Raw genomic sequence first — 17,176 nt, 5'->3', positions numbered from 1 at the left:
CTAGCCGCCGCAATCGGATGAAAATTCAGATGATTGTGGCGGCTTTGTTGTAATTATCATTAATTTTTTTGTCGTGGCAGTGCGCATGGCGATATTTAAAAATACTAAGGTATTCAGTCATCAAACTGATATTCACGGAAGGTCCTGCACTATTACTGCGATTGATTGCTTTGCTGATGCTGGCAATTGGAATGATGCTGCTGGACAGTAATTTTGGCTATTTGGATCCGGTAAGAGCCCGTATCGGTTTGCTATTAACCCCTCTGGAGCAGTTTGTCGCTTTGCCTGCGACAGTTCATGAATGGTCCAGTGATAAATTTGTAACTCGCTATCAATTGCAGTCTGCCAATGAACGGCTTCGGGAAGAAGCACTGATTTTACGGACGCAAAATCAAAAGATCGCCTCGCTAGAATCTGAAAATATTCGACTACGCCAACTGCTTAAATCATCACAGCGCGCGGGTGAAAAAGTGCTGGTTGCTGAAATCCTTACCATCAGTCCAGACCCGCTGATTCATGAAGTAACCATCAATAAGGGTGAAAGCGAAGGCGTCTATCTTGGCCAGCCGATTGTGGATGCTTACGGAGTGATGGGGCAAGTGGTGAGAGTTACTGCTTACACTGCTCGGGCATTGCTGGTAACAGACTCCAACCATGCACTGCCAGTGCAGGTGAACCGAAATGGTGTGCGAGCCATTGCCGCAGGTTCTGATGCTGGTAATTTATTGCTGCAATACGTGCCACAAACTGCAGATATCAAAAAAGGTGACTTGTTGGTGAGTTCCGGTTTGGGCCAGCGTTTCCCGGTAGGCTACCCGGTGGCAGAAGTGGTGGAAGTGTCAAGTTCACCAGAGTCGCCTTATGCCAAGATTGTTGCAACGCCAAAGGCAGATTTAAACCGTAGTCGAGAAGTATTGCTGGTATGGCCAGGTTACCGAGATTCATCTGGGACAGCTGATGAGTCTTGAAAAGAGCAATGGTCGATTGGTTGTGTTTTTTACCTTAAGCATTTCTTTGATTCTAGCCATCCTGCCGATGCCCCAGCCATTAATGTGGTTAAGGCCTGACTGGGTAGCGCTAGTGTTGCTGTATTGGGTGTTGGCATTACCACACCGGTTTAGCGTAGGCTGGGCGTGGGGCTTTGGCCTATTGTTAGATGTTTTATTAAATAGCCCTCTTGGATTGCATGCCTTTTCGTTGTCGATTATTGCTTATCTGGCAAGTTTGCTACATCAGCGGATTCGACTGGCGCATTGGTGGCAACAGGCTTTACAAGTGATGGTGTTGGTCGGTATACATCGGCTGATTTTGTTATATGGCAATGTACTTTTGCTCGGTGAGCAACGGCCGTTAATTTACTGGGCTGCCGTGCCTGTTTCCGCGATGTTATGGCCATTTGTTTTTACTTTATTACGTGCAGTTAGAAGGGGTTTTCGAGTCCAGTGAATCAGCTTTCAGATTTTTGTCTGGCATCCAGCTCCCCAAGACGGGTTGAGCTTTTAAAGTCGATTGGATTGGAATTTGCCCAGTTAGCTGCAGATATCGATGAAACACCCCGCCCAAGCGAGCCATCTGAAGAATATGTTTTAAGAATGGCGATTGAAAAAGCTCAAGCAGTTTTGCCAAAGCTTGAGATAAAAATGCCAGTATTGGCTGCTGATACTTCAGTAATTTTAGATGGAAAAATCCTCGGTAAGCCCATTGGCCGTGAAGATGCTTTTTCTATCTGGCGTGGTTTATCTGGCCGAAACCATCAAGTGGTTTCCGCCGTTGCATTAACCGATGGCCAGCAGCTGCTTAGCCAAATCAGCGTGACTAAAGTGCGCTTTAAAGTGTTGACCCAGGCCGAAATGGAATATTACTGGAATACCGGAGAGCCAGCCGATAAAGCCGGTGGTTATGGTATTCAGGGATTGGGCGGGATATTTGTTGAACATATTGAAGGTAGTTACAGCGGTGTAGTGGGCTTACCACTATTTGAAACCTGTAATCTGCTAAAAGAATTTAAAATTTGCCAAGTGGGGTAGTTATGCACGGGGAAATTCTGATTAATGTCACCCCGAGGGAAACTCGAGTGGCGCTAGTAGAAAATGGTGTGCTGCAAGAAGTTTTTCTCGAGCGAGCGCATTGTAAAGGTTTGGTCGGTAATATTTATAAAGGAAAAGTCTCTCGAGTTTTACCGGGGATGCAGGCTGCATTTATTGATATTGGTTTAGAGCGCGCGGCGTTTTTGCACGTGTCTGGATTAATACCGACTTCCAGTGATGAAGATCCAGATAGCGAGCTAGCGAATCAGGAACCAGAATCTATTACCAAACTGCTCCATGAAGGTCAGGATGTTTTGGTGCAAGTCACTAAAGATCCATTGGGCAGTAAGGGCGCTCGTTTAACTACTCATTTGTCGATTCCTTCTAGTTATTTAGTTTTGATGCCATATACCCAGCATATTGGGGTATCGCAAAAAATTGAATCACCAGAAGAGCGGGATCGGTTAAAGAAAGCAGTTGAAATCGGAGATCCAGACCGAGAGTATGGCTACATTGTCCGAACTGCCGCTGAAGGCGTTAATGAAGAAGCCTTAGCTGCAGATTTGCAGTTTTTGCATCGGTTATGGAAGAACATTCGCTATAAAATTGATCGAACTCCGCGCGGCCAAGTAGTTCATGAAGATCACCCCTTAGCTTTAAAAGCAATGCGTGATTTGATTACTCCATATGTCACTAAAGTAAAAGTAGATTCGCGGGAAAATTTTGAAAAGGGTAAAGCATTTTTAGAAGAGTTTCTGCCAGAGCAAGCAGCAAAACTGGAATACTATCCTGGTGAGCGACCAATCTTTGATCTCTATTCCGTAGAAGATGAAATCCAGCGCGCATTAGAAAGAAAGGTACCGTTAAAGTCTGGTGGTTATTTAATTATCGATCAGACCGAAGCTATGACAACGGTTGATGTAAATACCGGTGCTTTTGTTGGTCATCGCAACCTTGAAGAGACCATTTTCAAAACCAACCTAGAAGCCACTCAAGCGATCGCTCGTCAATTGCGGTTAAGAAATCTTGGCGGCATTATCATTATTGATTACATCGATATGGAAGATAATGGCCATAAACGTCAGGTAGTTCGCAGCTTTGAAAAAGCGTTAGAGCGTGATCATACAAAAACTAGTATTTGCGATGTCTCGCCGTTAGGTTTGATTGAAATGACCCGCAAGCGAACTAGAGAAAGTCTTGAGCATTTTCTATGTGAGCCTTGTCCGCTATGTGTAGGCCGTGGATCGATTAAATCCCCTGAAACATTATGTTTTGAAATTTTGCGGGAAATTTTGCGAACTGCTCGAGCCTATCAAGCTGATGGTTATATGGTATTAGCCAGTCAATCTGTGATTGACCGCTTATTGGATGAAGATTCAGCGAGTTTAGCGGAACTGGAAGATTTTATTGGCAGTCCGATTCGTTTGCAGGTAGAGCCCTTGTTCCGGGAAGACCAGTACGACATCGCCCTTGGTTGAGTTAATAATTAAATGAATATGCCTGTCGCCGAAAAAAGGGCGATTGTATTAATACTTGAACGATTGCTGCTGGTTTGGCTTTTAATTGTTGCCCTTGGTTTGGGATTATTTCGGTTGGGGTTATCACCACTATTGGAATCTTCGCAAGCTTTAGGGTGGGCAGTAAAAAAAGCAACAGAAGTTGAATTTTCTTTTTCCAGCTCGAGTGTTAATTGGCGTGGCTGGAAGCCATGGGTCATCAGTGAAAATGTTCAGTTAGGCGATTTAAAAATTGATCGGTTAGAGCTGGAGCTTGATCCGTTTCAAAGTCTTGCCACAGGCGAGTTGGTCTTTACTCGCTTTAGCTTGCATGGGCTAGATGTTCTGGTGGAGCAGACCGAACAAGGTTGGCAACTATTAGGGAAAACTCAGTTAACCGGTAGCCCTGAGTCAGTATCGAGCACAGTAACTACTGATGAAAAACCCGTAGATAAAAATCAGTTATCAAAAATTGTCCAGAAGTTAGCTAGTTTATCGGGTAAAGATTTCCAAAAATTGCAACAGCTTCGTCAACTTGAAGAATTAGATGTTTCAGATGCTCGGATTCGAGTGAAATTAATTAATCAAAAAGAGATTGTTTTTGATGAATTATATTTCAATGCAGCTGCGGCTAAAAATGATAAATATCAAATCTTGTTTCAAGGTTCTTGGATTGGAGCCCAGTGGCAAGCTCAGCTCGAATTAAATGAGCAGGGCGGTCAGGGGTACTTTAAATTACCTGAGCATCTTCCTCGCCAGTTAAGTCAGTTTCTTGATCAGTCTTATCAATTAGATGGTCGATTAAATAACGGTGTTTGGTTTGAGTGGAATCAAACTGGTAAAGCATCATTACTTGCTGACTTTTCATTAGAATCGCCTTCAATGTCCGATGGATCTAGTGCCCTTTTGCTGCAGCAGCTTCAAGCGCGTTTAGAGTTAATGTTAGACGGTCAGCAGTTAATGGTGCGGGTTCCTTTGTTTCGCTGGTCAGATGAGATGCATCAAGGCGAACTAGTAAATTTATCTATCGATTTAACGCAACAAGGGCAAATTCAAGCATCTTTGCAGCAAGCTAAGTTAGATGGATTTGAGATTTTCTCTCGAGTGCCGGGGCTTCCTGCAGCTGCAAAAAACTGGCTGGATGAAGGTTTTCCTAAGGGAAAAATTCGCCAGTTACAATTTAGTGTTAGCCCGGAAGGAGAAATGCTATCTGCAGTTGAATTAGATGGTATTTCTGTGCGTTCAGTAGGTGGTATTCCTGGCGTAGAAAATCTTTCTGGAACATTTGCAGCGGCCAAATCGGGGGTGTTGCTTGAGCTAAATAGTCAGAAAATGAGTCTTTTGACTGACGAATTATTTCGCTGGCCTTTACCCATGGAATACGCCAAAGGCATGTTTGCATGGCAACCGACAGAAAATGGCTGGCTGTTAAAAGGCAAGGGGCTAGATATACAAACCCCCCATGCCAGAGTAACGGGTGAAGTCTATTTAAAAGATTCACCAGAGCGGCCATTATGGTCATCTTGGTTGTTTAGTTTGCACCAAGCACGAGCAAATCAAGTTGGTTTGTATTTACCGTCGGGCATTATGGGGCGAGGTCTAGTTCGTTGGTTAGATCGAAGCATTCTTGACGGTAAAGCTGAAGGTGGTGTGATAGTTCAAGGGCAGTTAGCAAATTTTCCATGGCATCAGCAGCCGGATGGTTTGTTCGAGGTCAGAGTTGATGCGACTGATGGAGAGTTTCAGTTTTTGCCAGAGTGGCCAGCTTTGCATGATGTCGTTACTGAATTAGTGTTTCGTGGTAATGGCATGGATATTACTGCAACCCATGCAAGGCTAGATGCTGGTGCCCAAGCGGATGCCGGAAGGGTCTGGATTAATAATTTTTCAGAGCCAGATTTACAGCTACATGTTACGGCCGATGTTAAAGGGCCAGTTAAGGCCGGGGTAAAGTATATTCGCACTTCTCCGTTAAATAATATTCTCGGTGAAGTATTTGATGCGCTAGAGCTAGATGGAAAATTGTCATTAGCATTAGGGTTAACGGTTGGTTTGGAAGATGGTGGAGATACCACTGTTGTGGGTGATATTGACGTCACTGAGGGTCGTTTCAGTGTGGTTGATCAGCCGATTAGTTTAACCGATGTTAGTGGTCAAATGAGGTTTAGTGAAAAGGATTTTAACGCGACGGGCTTGCAAGGCATATTTTTTGATCAGCCAGCAGAAGTGACAATTGATTATCGAGATAATGCGGCTCAAATACTGCTAGAATCTTCAATGGCTATGGCAAACCTGCCAATACTAGTGCCTGACCTAGAATTTCTTGGAAAAATACCGGGAAAAACTAATTTTACTGCGAGCTATTTAATAGACACTGAAAAACAGCGATTAGATATTTATTCTGACATGAAAGGGGTAGTACTGCCGTTTATTACACCTTTCTATAAAGAAAAAAATCAAACAGCAGCACTAAAGGTTCGCTATTATCCTGAATTGCTCAAGGCTGAGGTTGAGCTACAAGATAGATTGAAAATGATTTGGCGAAAAGGCGAATTAAAACAAGAAGGGGTTTTAGTTTTAGGTGATATTCCATTGGATAAAAGCTACTACCCGAAAAATCAGCTCCAGTTAAAATTAAAAGCTGAATCGCTAGATATTGTAGAATTGGCAGACAATCTTGTGTGGCTATTTTCAGATCAAAAACCTGAAAAAAAATCTAAAAATTTAACTGCTTTCGAGCCTAGTATAATTGAAACAGTTGCTCAATCAGCTGCTAATCAAGTAGCCGAAAGAATTGCGATAGATGAGCAAGTTGAACAAATTTCTAGTGCAGCATTAGATGTTTTTTCTAACCTTGAGTTTGAGGTTGCTTCGGCAATAATTGCAGATCAAATCATTACCAATGCTAAGGGGGATTTGTCGGGAACGCCATATAGTTGGGCGTTAGAGCTTGCGAGCGATCAAATCATAGGCACCGTAACTAAGCAGCCGATGTTGTCTTATCAGGTTGATTTAGAAAAATTACATTTGCTAACTGAATTAGAGCAGTCCCAGGCTGAAGTCGGCTCGCAAGTCACTCTGGCAAATAGCGAAAAACCAACGCGCTGGTTTGATGACATCGAAGTGGGATCTTTACCTGCAATGAAGTTTTCCAGTGATGATTTGCAATTTGAACAAAAAAACTTGGGTAAAGTGAGTTTTAACTTATTGGCAGAACATGGTGGTAATCAGCTGCAAGATTTAATAGTAAATGCTGCTAATTTAAATATAACTGGTTTTGCTAGTTGGGGGGCGGGTTCAGATCGCCAAAACCATATTCGTTTAAGTAAAACTCAATTGGATTTCCAGCTGACTAGTGAAAATACTGGCGAAGCATTGGCAGACTTGGGTGTTTCAAAAACATTGGCCGCTGCTTCTGGCCAAGGACATCTTTTACTAAGTTGGCGTGGTTCTCCGTGGCAATTTGATTATTCTAGATTGAACGGTAGCCTACGCTTTAATGTAACTAAAGGGCGTTTGTTAGATATTACCAATGTTCAAACGGCAGGGCGGTTAGTCAGCTTAATTAACTTAAAAGCATTGTTGAGGCGGCTGCGTTTTGACTTTACCGATTTATATAAAGATGGCTTTAGTTTTGATCGATTAGATGGTGATTTCAATATTGATCATGGTAATGCTTATACAAATAACACGGTAATTGACGGCCCAGTTGCTAAAGTTCGCTTGTCAGGTCGAACAGGCCTTTTTGCGAGGGATTATGAACAGGTTATTCGAGTTATCCCACCTGTAGGTAATTCACTGGCTTTTATTGCAGCACTCGCTGTAAACCCCGCCGTAGGTTTGTATTTATGGTTTGGTAATCGGCTATTAGATAAGCCGTTAGAAAAAGTCAGCGAGTTTGATTACCGATTACATGGTAGTTGGGATGATCCGCAATTAGATCCAATATCTTCAGAGAAAGCGTCTGTTCCTGCAGGGCAGGCAAAATAATGGATTTAGAAAACAAATCCATATTGAAAGTGGCTGCGCTGCAGATGGTTTCCAGTGATAATTGGCAGGACAATCAGAAAAGCGTCGAAGTCTTATTAGAAAAAGCTCAGCAACAAGAAATCCAGTTGGTTTTATTGCCAGAGAATTTTTCATTAATGGCGTCTTCTGCTGGTCAAAGATTGCAGCATGCGCAACAAAGCCAGCAGTTAATTCAAGCTTGGTTAAAAGAAGCGGCAAAGAAATATAATCTATGGATTATTGCAGGCAGCATGCCAATTTCTAGTCCAGAAAATAATCGACATTATGCTGCGATGCAGGTGATTTCAAATTCAGGTCGGCTAGTCAAGCAATATAACAAAATCCATTTGTTTGATGTTGAAGCGGGTGGTGAGCAATATCGAGAATCTGGTTATATTTATCCGGGCGAACCTGAAGCAGTAGTGGTAGAAACTCCATGGGGGAAAGTCGGGTTATCCATTTGTTATGACTTGCGCTTTCCTGAATTGTATCGACAAATGGCCGCTCAAGGCTGTTTCTTGATGGTGAATGCGGCGGCATTTACTCAGGTGACTGGCAAGAAACATTGGCAATTATTGCTGCAGGCTAGAGCGGTTGAAAACCAGTGTTTTGTATTGGCAGCCGGGCAGGCCGGCGTGCATGCGGATGGCCGAGAAACCTGGGGGCAATCGATGGTGATTGACTATGATGGCAAAATTTTAAATCAGCAGGCTAAAGGTGAAGGTTTAGTGATTGCCGAGCTGGATTTATCCGTTAGAAAACAATATCAGAAAGTTTTTCCTGTATTGCAGCATTGTAAGCTCTAAAAAACAGTTTGCTTGCTTTAATATTTTGCCGCAACACAGAGAAGTTGCGGCAAAAGTAATTATTTCACCAACTTCGAAATTGCCTGCTTTAAGGCGGTAACCTGTTTGCCAGGTTTTGGTATTTGACCTTCTTCTGTCGGCTTCATTTCTTTTGCCGCATTACGCAATAATTGGTTGATTCTTTGACGATCCGCGTGCGGATATTCGTTCAACAATTCAGTTAATGCTTGCTTGCTATCAGTAAGCAAACGCTCAACCCACAACTCTGCTTTGGTCGGTGGTACAACTGGTTTTTTTGGTTTGCTAAGCTGGCCGGCCTTGAGACGAATCATGGTGCTTTTGATTTCATCAAAGTCATATTTGCTAAGCAATCTGCCGAGATACTGGAAATGCCGCTTTTTAGCGATATTGGCAGTAATGTTCAAGCTATCACTCAATGCCTTTAAAACGGTATCTTCCAGAGGCAAACGTTTCCAGCTGGCCTTTGGCAAAGCAGCCAATTCTTTACCTAGCTGTTGAAGATCTTTCATCTCCTGCTTGACTCGGGTTTTAGAAACCCGCTCACTATCATCTTCCGGCTGTACCGGGTTCAGATCTTCAAAATCTTGCATATCTCTCACAACTTAAACTGAAAATATAAAATGAAAATTAAATAAGTAGCAGGGTGGCTAGTCCAAGGAAGGAGAAGAAACCTACTACATCTGTCACAGTGGTTAATGCCATAGAGCCAGCCAAAGCTGGGTCGATATTTGCTTTTTCCATTGCGATCGGTAATAAAACGCCGGCGGCAGCTGCAATCGATAAATTGATTAGCATTGCCATTGCCATTACGCCACCTAAGGCGTAGTCGTCGTACCAAAAGGCTGCAACGCCGCCAACCACCAGCGCCCATAATAATCCATTCAAGGCACCGACTGCCATTTCTTTGCCGAGCATCCAACGAGCGTTGGAATCACCAATTCGACCGAGTGCCATACCGCGCACTACCAAGGTTAAGGTTTGGCTGCCTGCGATGCCGCCCATGCTGGCGATAATCGGCATTAAAACCGCCAATCCAGCAACTGCCTGAATTGTCGGTTCAAAAATTTTAATTACTGCTGAAGCCATTAATGCCGTCAGCAGGTTTACTCCTAGCCAAAGTGCTCGGCGGCGTGCTGAGCTACCGACAGGAGCAAAAGTATCTTCATCTTCATCAAGACCTGCACTACTTAGCAGTGAGTGTTCGGCTTCGTCTCGAATAACGTCAACTACGTCATCGATGGTGATACGACCGAGTAGTCGATCTTCATCGTCGATAACCGCCGCTGAGATTAAATCTCGGCGTTCGAATAATGTGGCAACTTCTTGTGCGTCAGTATCGGCTGGAATCGCTTCGATATCGTCGCGCATTGCACTGCGTACTAAATCATCTTGGTGGCGAGTTAATACATTCGCTAAAGGCAAAACACCTACAAAACGATCGCTGCTATCAACCACAAATAAACTATCGGTGGCTTCGGGTAGTTCACCGCGCAGACGCAAATACCGCAGTACTACTTCCAATGTTACATCTGGACGTACTGTGATGGTGTCGGTGTTCATCAAACCACCGGCAGTATCTTCCGGGAAAGACAATACCGTTTGCAGTCGCTGGCGATTTTGCTCGTCCATTGACAGCAAAACTTGTTGGAAAACCTGATCCGGTAATTCTTGCAGGATGTCTGCAATGTCATCAGTTTCCAGGCCTTCGATAACCGCAGCGACTTCATCTGGCTGCATTCGGCTGAGGAAGCTTTGTCGAACTTCATCGCCCAGGTATTGCAGTACATCACCCTGGAAGTCTTCGCTGAGCAATTCCCATAAAACTTTGCGGGGTTTGCCTGGCATAGATTCCAGTAGGTGGGCAACTTCGCTACTGTCCAGACCAGCGAGCAACTGACGGGCATGGTTAGCCGCGCCCGAATCCAGGGCTTCATGTACTGCCTGAAGTTGAAGCTGTAGATCCTGCTTTTCGATGCTTTCCGGCACAGTTAATCCCCCGGATGCTGGCTCTGGTAAGGCCGATTTGTGACTAGGGCAAGATGATCGGGGATCCTGGATATTGATCCAGGTTGGTCATGCCAATGGGTGTATTTAATACCTTGGCAAAGCCCCGAAACGCTGACTTATAATGCGGTTTACTGCGTCAAGCTCGCGCGGCGTAATGATAGAGCATCCGTTGAGGATTCGAAAGCTCTGGATGCTGCTTTAAGAGGTTTCTTCCTGCTCGTCAAAGCCAGAGGCAATTAACTGATGAATTGCTTTTAGCAGAGGTTCAGCGTCATCACCGCAAGCAACCAACTCTAATACTGAGTTTACCGGCGCGCCGAGAGTGAGCAGGTTGATGATGCTATGGCCATCGGCGGAGCGGCCGTTAAAGTTTACTTTGAGTGATGAATCATACTGACTGGCAACGGCCACTAGTTTGCCGGCTGCTCGAGTGTGGAGACCTTTACGATTACAAAGTGCCACAGATATGCTGCTGGTTAGGCTGTTCATGGATTTTGTTCCCTGTGTCGAATCATGACCTTGCAATGTTGCAAGTCGGCGAATTCCTTGCCGAGTGTTTGGGCGATAAACACCGAACGATGCTGTCCGCCAGTACAACCTATAGCAATGGTTAAATAGCTGCGGTTGCTAGCAACGGTCGATGGGATCCAGTTTTTAAGTACATTGCGCAGGTCATTCAGCATCTGCTGAACCTCTGGCTGACTGGATAAGTAATTAGCTACCGGTTCATCTAGTCCGGTGAGTGGCCGCAATTCTGGTACCCAATGTGGGTTTGGCAGGCTGCGCATATCGAATACAAAATCGGCATCGCTAGGCAAGCCTTTTTTAAATCCAAAAGATAAGAATTGCACCATAGTTTCACCACCCGTATCAGCTAATCTTTTTTTAATTTCACTGCGCAGCTGATGGATGCTTTGGTGGCTGGTATCAATACGAAAACTGGCGCTGGCGGCAATAGGCTCTAACCGCGGTCGCTCCAGATTGATTGCTTCGGTTAGAGATATTTGTTCGCTCGACATTGGATGCTTACGACGGGTTTCACTAAAGCGTTTTAGTAAAACGGCGTCTTCTGCGTCCAAGAACAAAGTGCTGCATTCGGTACCTTGGCTTTGTAAATTCTCCAGCAATTGTTGGTAGCAAGAAAAATCTTCAGCCAGATTTCGGCTATCGATACCAAGGGCAATTTTTGAATAGCTATGCTGCTGTTCAATGAGTTGAGTCAGCTGAGGAACCAGTGCCAGAGGAAGATTATCGACACAGTAATAATCGAGATCTTCAAGGATCGATAAAGCAATACTTTTGCCGGATCCAGATCTGCCACTGACTATCAGCAATTGACTCATGCACTCGCTCTCGGTTGGTCCAGTTCGCATACCAGCCGATAGAGTTCTTTTGAATCACTGGCGGCACGCAGTTTTTGTCGGGTTTGTTCGCTATCAAGTAACTGGGCTAATGCTGATAAGGCTTGCAAATGTTCATCACAGGCTTGTGTTGGCACTAGCAAAGCAAATATTAGATCAACCGGTTTTCTGTCTGGACTGTCAAAATCGATTGGATCATCGGTTTTGATCAGCACAGCCAAAATGTCTTCAATACAATCACAACGGCCGTGGGGAATAGCAACGCCATTTCCTAACCCAGTACTAGAAAGTTTTTCACGTTTGGTTAGATGATCAAAAACATTTAAAGCATCAATTTCAGGGCGTGTTTCGGCGAGTACTTCACTCACTAAGTGAAGTACTCGCTTCTTGCTAACCCCTGTTACGCCACAACGAGTACGCTGAGGCGTCAGAATATCAATTAACTGCATTGCTTCCAGTGTCAGAGGCCTTAATGCCCCTGCCCATGATTATGTTGTAAGTGTTTTTCCTTATGCTTGATTATCTGACGATCAAGCTTATCGGTCATCGAATCTATCGCACGGTACATGTCATCTGATTCGCAGTTGGCAACTAGTTGAGCGCCTTCTACGTTCATTTGAATTTCAGCCGTATGGCGACCTTTTTCAACGTTCAAGACAACATGTGTGTTACTGATCTTGGATCCGTGGCGGCGGATTCTATCAAGTTTTTCCTCAATGTGTTCGCGCAACGCGGGAGTAACTTCCAAATGGTGCCCTGTGATGTTCAGTTGCATAGCTTCTGCTCCTGTTCAGATTAATTGTTTTCTTTCATTGGAGGGTGGTATCGATAAAGATTCCCGATATTTAGCGATAGTGCGTCGGGCAACTTTGATACCTTGTTCTTTTAATAGCTCGGCAATTTTGTTATCGCTCAGTGGTTTTTTGGCATCTTCTGCAGCAACCAGCTTTTTAATCAAGGCACGAATCGCAGTAGAAGAGCACTCGCCACCACTGGTGGTATTAACATGGCTTGAGAAGAAATATTTTAGTTCGTAAATCCCGCGAGGGGTATGCATAAATTTTTGAGTAGTGACTCGAGAGATGGTTGATTCATGCATTCCTACCGATTCTGCGATGTCGTGCAACACTAATGGTTTCATTGCTTCATCGCCATATTCTAGAAAACCTTGTTGGTGTTGAACAATGTCGGTAGCCACTTTGAGTAGTGTCTCATTGCGGCTTTCAAGGCTTTTTAAGAACCAGCGGGCTTCTTGTAAATTATCTTTTAAAAATGAATTGTCGCGGCTGTTATCGGCGCGACGAATCAAAGAGGCATAGCCATCGTTGATTCGAATTTTTGGTGCCGTATCCGGATTTAATTCTACCATCCAGCGGTTATTGCACTTGCTGACAAAAACATCAGGCACCACATAGCTGGTGTTATTCGTCGCGATATTGCCACCCGGTCTTGGGTCTAACCCTTGAATTAATTCCAACGCCAGTTTGAGTTGTGGCTCTTTGATACGAGCTAGCCGCATTAATTGACGATAATCCCGGCTGCCGAGTAATTTCATGTAGCGGTCAACAATATTGATCGCATCGGCGCGTGAAGGGATAGTTGAATCGAGCCGTTTTAACTGGACCATCAAGCAATCGCGCAAATCGATAGAAGCACAGCCAATCGGATCAAATTGTTGGATACGATGGCGAATCACTTCAATCTCATCCAAGTTCAGCAATTCTAATTCATCTGCAGGGAGCAGCTCTTTCAATTGTTGATTGACCGTATCGAGAATCTCTTGGCAGCTGGTCTGCAGATAACCTTGCTCATCAATTGACTCAATGATTGCTTCGGCAATCAATTCATCTTTAGGATTGAAATGGGCGACCGAACTTTGCCATGACAAATGTTTTTGTAGATCTTCATCGGCAGCGGCATTGCTTTCAAAGTCGCTATTGTCTTGGGCGGAAGAGCGAGAAAGGCCAGAGCTAGAAGGTGATGAGCTTTGGTAGATATCATCCCATTGGGTGTCGACCGGCAAATCTGGTTGAATTTCTGTGGCAGCGCTCAAATCAACCGAGTTATCAATGGCGCTCTCAGATTCATTTTTTTGCGCGGTTTCGGCAGCGTCTGCTTCAGCATTGACCGATGGTTCAGCATCATTTTCGGTCAGCTCCAACATTGGGTTGCTGTCGAGATTCTGCTGAATTTCACTTTGTAGGTCGAGTGAAGATAACTGAAGAAGGCGAATCGCCTGCTGCAGCTGGGGCGTCATATTGAGGCTTTGGCCGACGCGAAGTTGTAGCATAGGTTTCATGCTGATCCCGCATAAACTGCAATGACTGAAAGTTACCTTTTTCGGTGCGTTTCAGCAAGCTTGCACGTTAGTCATTTTTATGATTCAGGCATTGAAATATAAGGTTTTCAAAGCACTGTGTCATGAAAATTGCATATAGTAAGAAATGGGGTTGCTTTTAGCGGAATACACAGTTGATGCAGCAAAAAACAACGATTATCAGATGATCAATAATCTACTGGTTGGATGCTGCCCCGACGGTATCGATGATCATGGTTAGATCGCAGCTATTAAAGACTGAAATCATCACCGAGATAGACTTGTCGAACTTGAGGGTTTTGCATTAGCGTTTCTGCATCACCTTCGGCAATTACATGGCCGTTGCTAACGATATAAGTATGTTCACATACCGACAAGGTTTCACGAACACCGTGGTCGGTAATTAATACCCCAAGGCCGCGGTCGCGTAATTGTTGAATGATCTTTCGAATGTCATTGACCGAAATAGGATCGACACCAGCAAAGGGCTCATCAAGCAAAATAAATTGAGGTGCTGCCGCTAATGCACGGGCGATCTCAACCCGACGCCTTTCTCCGCCAGATAATGCCATGCCAGCAGAATGTCGAATATGAGTCAGCTGGAAGTCTTCCAGTAAATGTTCGAGTTCTTTACGTTCTTCAGCGGCAGTTAAATTTCTTAGTTGGAGAATCGCTTTAATATTTTGTTCGACCGACAACTTGCGAAATATCGATGCTTCCTGGGGTAGGTAACCAATACCACGGCGCGCGCGATGGTGCATCGGCATGCCAGTCAGATCTTCATCACCCAGAATAACCTTGCCGCTATCGCAAGGTACTAAGCCAACAATCATATAAAAACAGGTGGTTTTTCCAGCGCCATTGGGGCCGAGTAAACCGACAATTTGGCCTGGTTTTACTTCAATAGTGACATCGGCAACCACCTGGCGAGGGCCGTATTTTTTGGCCAGGTTTTGCGCCTTAAGAACCTGCATTGCTGCTCTCATTTTGATTTAAAGATTCGGCGTTGTTTGGCTCAGAGGTAGTTGATGTATCGCTATTGTTGTTAGGCACCAAATTCAGTTGTGAGCTCTGGGGCTGCAAAATAATGGTGGCGCGTTCGCCTGGATCTTTGCCGCCACTGGAGCGAACCTGATGAGTTCGGCTGTCGTAAGTGATTTGCTGTGCGTTCACTATCGCATTACCCGGATGAATCAGTTGCGCGTCTTCAGAAAGCTCAATCACACCTTTGACAGACTGGAAAACAATCTTTGCTGCTGTTGCGGTAATGGTTTCTTGCTGTTCGTTGAGTTGCTGTAGGTAAACAGGCTCGCCAATCGCAACAATGCGATCGAGGTTACCGTTGCTGTTTTTGTGAATGCGTAACTCATCAGCAGTCAGGGATAGAGAGCCCTGGCTTAATTCAACACGGCCACTATAAATATCGATTCCCTGGCCCTGATTTAATAAAGAACTATCGGCCTGAATCTGTATCGGTTGATCAAAATCGCTGTTAAGGGCGGCGGCTGGTTGGCTGAGTAGAGTCATCAGCAACAGGATTGCCGGATATTTCATATCTTCCCCGGGTGTTGGCAAGGAGCTGCATGGTGCCAGCTTCAAGGTCAATTCGCATCCCTTGGCCGGCCAAGCGGTATTGGTCGCCGCTTATTGTAACTTCTTTATCAGTTTGTGCACGTTGCTGCTGCTGTAAATAGCGCAACTGCTCGGTTTTCAGGGCAGAGCCAAAATCTTTGGTGCTGGACATCACAACATTACCGCTCAAGGTAAATTCATCGCTTGAGGGTTCTATCTGAGCAATGTCAGCCTGGATTAACCAACCTTGGCTGCTTTTGATTTCTGGTGCCTGAATTTGACTGGAGCCATCTTGCATTTGCTGTAACGATTTACCAGACAAGTTATCGATTGCCCGTCCTTGGCTATTGAGTCGGATTTGCTGAAATTGCTGCATTTCTTGAACCACTTCAGGCTGCGCCGAGCGGTCCAGGATCACTGTATCGATAGCTGCTGGCTTGAAATACCAGCCAGCGGCTATCACAGCAATAACCGCCGCAGTAGTAAATGATCGTTTTTTCATAACAAGCAACCAAGATTTTTTTTTGGTGCATCAGTAGTTGCTGTTTGAATGGTTGTTCGAGTGTTGATTAGGCAACTCCCGCTCTAAGTAAGTCATGCATATTCAAGGCACCGACCAGTTGTTTCTGCTGATCAGTCACTAAAAATGAATTGATCTTATGCTGTTCCATCAATTGCAGTGCGCTGGCTGCTAGGTCTTCGGCATCTAAAGTTTTGCAGTTCGGCGTCATAATTTCAGATACTTGAGTGTTACTCAGGCTTAATTGATCGTCTAGCATTCGGCGTAAATCGCCATCGGTCAAAATACCCAGCACCCGATTTTTTCCATCAACCACTGCAGTCATACCTAGGCCTTTGCTGGTCATCTCCATCACGGCATATTTTAACGAGGCATCTTCAGGTACTGATGGAATCCGCTCGCCGGTATGCATCAAATCGCTGACCTTAACCAGTAATCTTCTGCCGAGGCTGCCGCCAGGATGAGAAAAAGCAAAATCTTCTTCAGTAAAACCCTTGGCTTCTAAAAGCGCGACCGCCAGTGCATCGCCCATCACCAAAGTGGCAGTGGTGCTGGATGTTGGCGCTAATCCTAATGGACAGGCTTCTTTTTCGACTGCCACATTCAAATTGACGCTAGCGCGGCGAGATAAAGTTGATTCTGGTCGGCCTGTCATGCTGATAAGAGGAATATTCATTCGCTGTATCAGTGGCAACAAGGTGATGACTTCAGAAGTTTCGCCAGAATTGGAGAGTGCCAATACCACATCTTGGCGGGTAATCATGCCAAGGTCGCCGTGACTGGCCTCACCCGGATGAACAAAAAATGCCGGAGTGCCGGTACTGGCCAAAGTGGCTGCAATTTTTCCGCCGATATGGCCGGATTTACCCATGCCGGTTACGACAACACGGCCTTTGCACTCGAGCATAATCTGACAGGCTTTGCCGAAATCCTGATCGATTCTTGATTGGAGTGCTGCAATGGCATCAGTTTCGGTACGAATAACCGCTAGGCCAAGCGCTAAAAACTGTTCTTGCTGAGTCATGGGTATTTCTCCGATAG

At 44.8% G+C, this 17,176-nt stretch carries 17 protein-coding genes; 6 read left to right on the top strand and 11 right to left on the bottom strand.

Going from position 1 to position 17,176, the window contains the following annotated elements; all coding sequences use genetic code 11:
* Positions 1 to 68: 68 nt before the first annotated feature.
* Genes mreC through DC094_RS02590 form a run of 6 tightly spaced genes read left to right on the top strand, consistent with a single transcriptional unit; the run spans position 69 to position 8,337 of the window.
* Complete coding sequence (gene mreC, locus DC094_RS02615) at positions 69 to 968, top strand: rod shape-determining protein MreC (RefSeq protein WP_255420860.1); 900 nt, start codon at positions 69 to 71, stop codon at positions 966 to 968.
* On the top strand, positions 958 to 1,446 hold the full coding sequence (gene mreD, locus DC094_RS02610; protein WP_116685522.1) for a rod shape-determining protein MreD: 489 nt from the start codon (positions 958 to 960) through the stop codon (positions 1,444 to 1,446). The genes mreC and mreD overlap by 11 nt, the downstream gene beginning before the upstream one ends.
* Positions 1,443 to 2,027 (top strand): Maf family protein, encoded by a 585-nt coding sequence (locus DC094_RS02605; RefSeq protein WP_116685521.1) that lies wholly within the window; start codon positions 1,443 to 1,445, stop codon positions 2,025 to 2,027. The genes mreD and DC094_RS02605 overlap by 4 nt, the downstream gene beginning before the upstream one ends.
* A 2-nt stretch (positions 2,028 to 2,029) precedes the next feature.
* Entirely contained in the window at positions 2,030 to 3,505 is a 1,476-nt protein-coding gene (gene rng / locus DC094_RS02600) for a ribonuclease G (RefSeq protein WP_116685520.1), read from the top strand.
* A 12-nt stretch (positions 3,506 to 3,517) separates the two neighbouring features.
* Positions 3,518 to 7,513 (top strand): YhdP family phospholipid transporter, encoded by a 3,996-nt coding sequence (locus DC094_RS02595; RefSeq protein ID WP_116685519.1) that lies wholly within the window; start codon positions 3,518 to 3,520, stop codon positions 7,511 to 7,513.
* Positions 7,513 to 8,337, top strand: a complete 825-nt coding sequence (locus DC094_RS02590; RefSeq protein ID WP_116685518.1) for a carbon-nitrogen hydrolase family protein — start codon at positions 7,513 to 7,515, stop codon at positions 8,335 to 8,337. The genes DC094_RS02595 and DC094_RS02590 overlap by 1 nt, the downstream gene beginning before the upstream one ends.
* 59 nt (positions 8,338 to 8,396) lie before the next feature.
* Here the strand turns inward: DC094_RS02590 and yjgA are convergent, their stop codons facing one another.
* The 11 genes from yjgA to DC094_RS02535 form a co-directional block, all read right to left on the bottom strand.
* On the bottom strand, positions 8,397 to 8,948 hold the full coding sequence (gene yjgA / locus DC094_RS02585; protein ID WP_116685517.1) for a ribosome biogenesis factor YjgA: 552 nt from the start codon (positions 8,946 to 8,948) through the stop codon (positions 8,397 to 8,399).
* A 37-nt stretch (positions 8,949 to 8,985) separates the two neighbouring features.
* Positions 8,986 to 10,344, bottom strand: coding sequence for a magnesium transporter (mgtE, locus tag DC094_RS02580; protein ID WP_116685516.1), 1,359 nt, complete (start codon positions 10,342 to 10,344; stop codon positions 8,986 to 8,988).
* 219 nt (positions 10,345 to 10,563) lie between these two features.
* Positions 10,564 to 10,827: an HPr family phosphocarrier protein gene (locus DC094_RS02575; RefSeq protein ID WP_158527196.1), complete on the bottom strand. Its 264-nt coding sequence runs from the start codon at positions 10,825 to 10,827 to the stop codon at positions 10,564 to 10,566.
* Positions 10,828 to 10,850: 23 nt separating this feature from the next.
* Positions 10,851 to 11,708: an RNase adapter RapZ gene (rapZ, locus tag DC094_RS02570; RefSeq protein WP_116685514.1), complete on the bottom strand. Its 858-nt coding sequence runs from the start codon at positions 11,706 to 11,708 to the stop codon at positions 10,851 to 10,853.
* On the bottom strand, positions 11,705 to 12,175 hold the full coding sequence (ptsN, locus tag DC094_RS02565; protein WP_116685513.1) for a PTS IIA-like nitrogen regulatory protein PtsN: 471 nt from the start codon (positions 12,173 to 12,175) through the stop codon (positions 11,705 to 11,707). The genes rapZ and ptsN overlap by 4 nt, the downstream gene beginning before the upstream one ends.
* Before the next feature lie 20 nt (positions 12,176 to 12,195).
* A complete protein-coding gene (hpf, locus tag DC094_RS02560; protein WP_116685512.1) occupies positions 12,196 to 12,501 on the bottom strand; it encodes a ribosome hibernation-promoting factor, HPF/YfiA family in 306 nt (101 codons plus the stop codon).
* A gap of 15 nt (positions 12,502 to 12,516) precedes the next feature.
* Positions 12,517 to 14,025: an RNA polymerase factor sigma-54 gene (locus DC094_RS02555; RefSeq protein ID WP_116685511.1), complete on the bottom strand. Its 1,509-nt coding sequence runs from the start codon at positions 14,023 to 14,025 to the stop codon at positions 12,517 to 12,519.
* Between the two features lie 269 nt (positions 14,026 to 14,294).
* Positions 14,295 to 15,017: an LPS export ABC transporter ATP-binding protein gene (gene lptB, locus DC094_RS02550; RefSeq protein WP_116685510.1), complete on the bottom strand. Its 723-nt coding sequence runs from the start codon at positions 15,015 to 15,017 to the stop codon at positions 14,295 to 14,297.
* Complete coding sequence (gene lptA, locus DC094_RS02545; RefSeq protein WP_116685509.1) at positions 15,004 to 15,597, bottom strand: lipopolysaccharide transport periplasmic protein LptA; 594 nt, start codon at positions 15,595 to 15,597, stop codon at positions 15,004 to 15,006. Before lptA ends, lptB begins: the two co-directional genes overlap by 14 nt.
* Positions 15,536 to 16,117, bottom strand: a complete 582-nt coding sequence (lptC, locus tag DC094_RS02540) for an LPS export ABC transporter periplasmic protein LptC (RefSeq protein WP_116685508.1) — start codon at positions 16,115 to 16,117, stop codon at positions 15,536 to 15,538. The genes lptA and lptC overlap by 62 nt, the downstream gene beginning before the upstream one ends.
* 67 nt (positions 16,118 to 16,184) lie before the next feature.
* Complete coding sequence (locus DC094_RS02535; RefSeq protein ID WP_116685507.1) at positions 16,185 to 17,159, bottom strand: KpsF/GutQ family sugar-phosphate isomerase; 975 nt, start codon at positions 17,157 to 17,159, stop codon at positions 16,185 to 16,187.
* Between the last annotated feature and the right edge of the window lie 17 nt (positions 17,160 to 17,176).

This window comes from Pelagibaculum spongiae (assembly GCF_003097315.1).
Classification (GTDB): domain Bacteria; phylum Pseudomonadota; class Gammaproteobacteria; order Enterobacterales; family Pelagibaculaceae; genus Pelagibaculum; species Pelagibaculum spongiae.
This window is presented reverse-complemented; position numbering and strand designations above follow the sequence as displayed.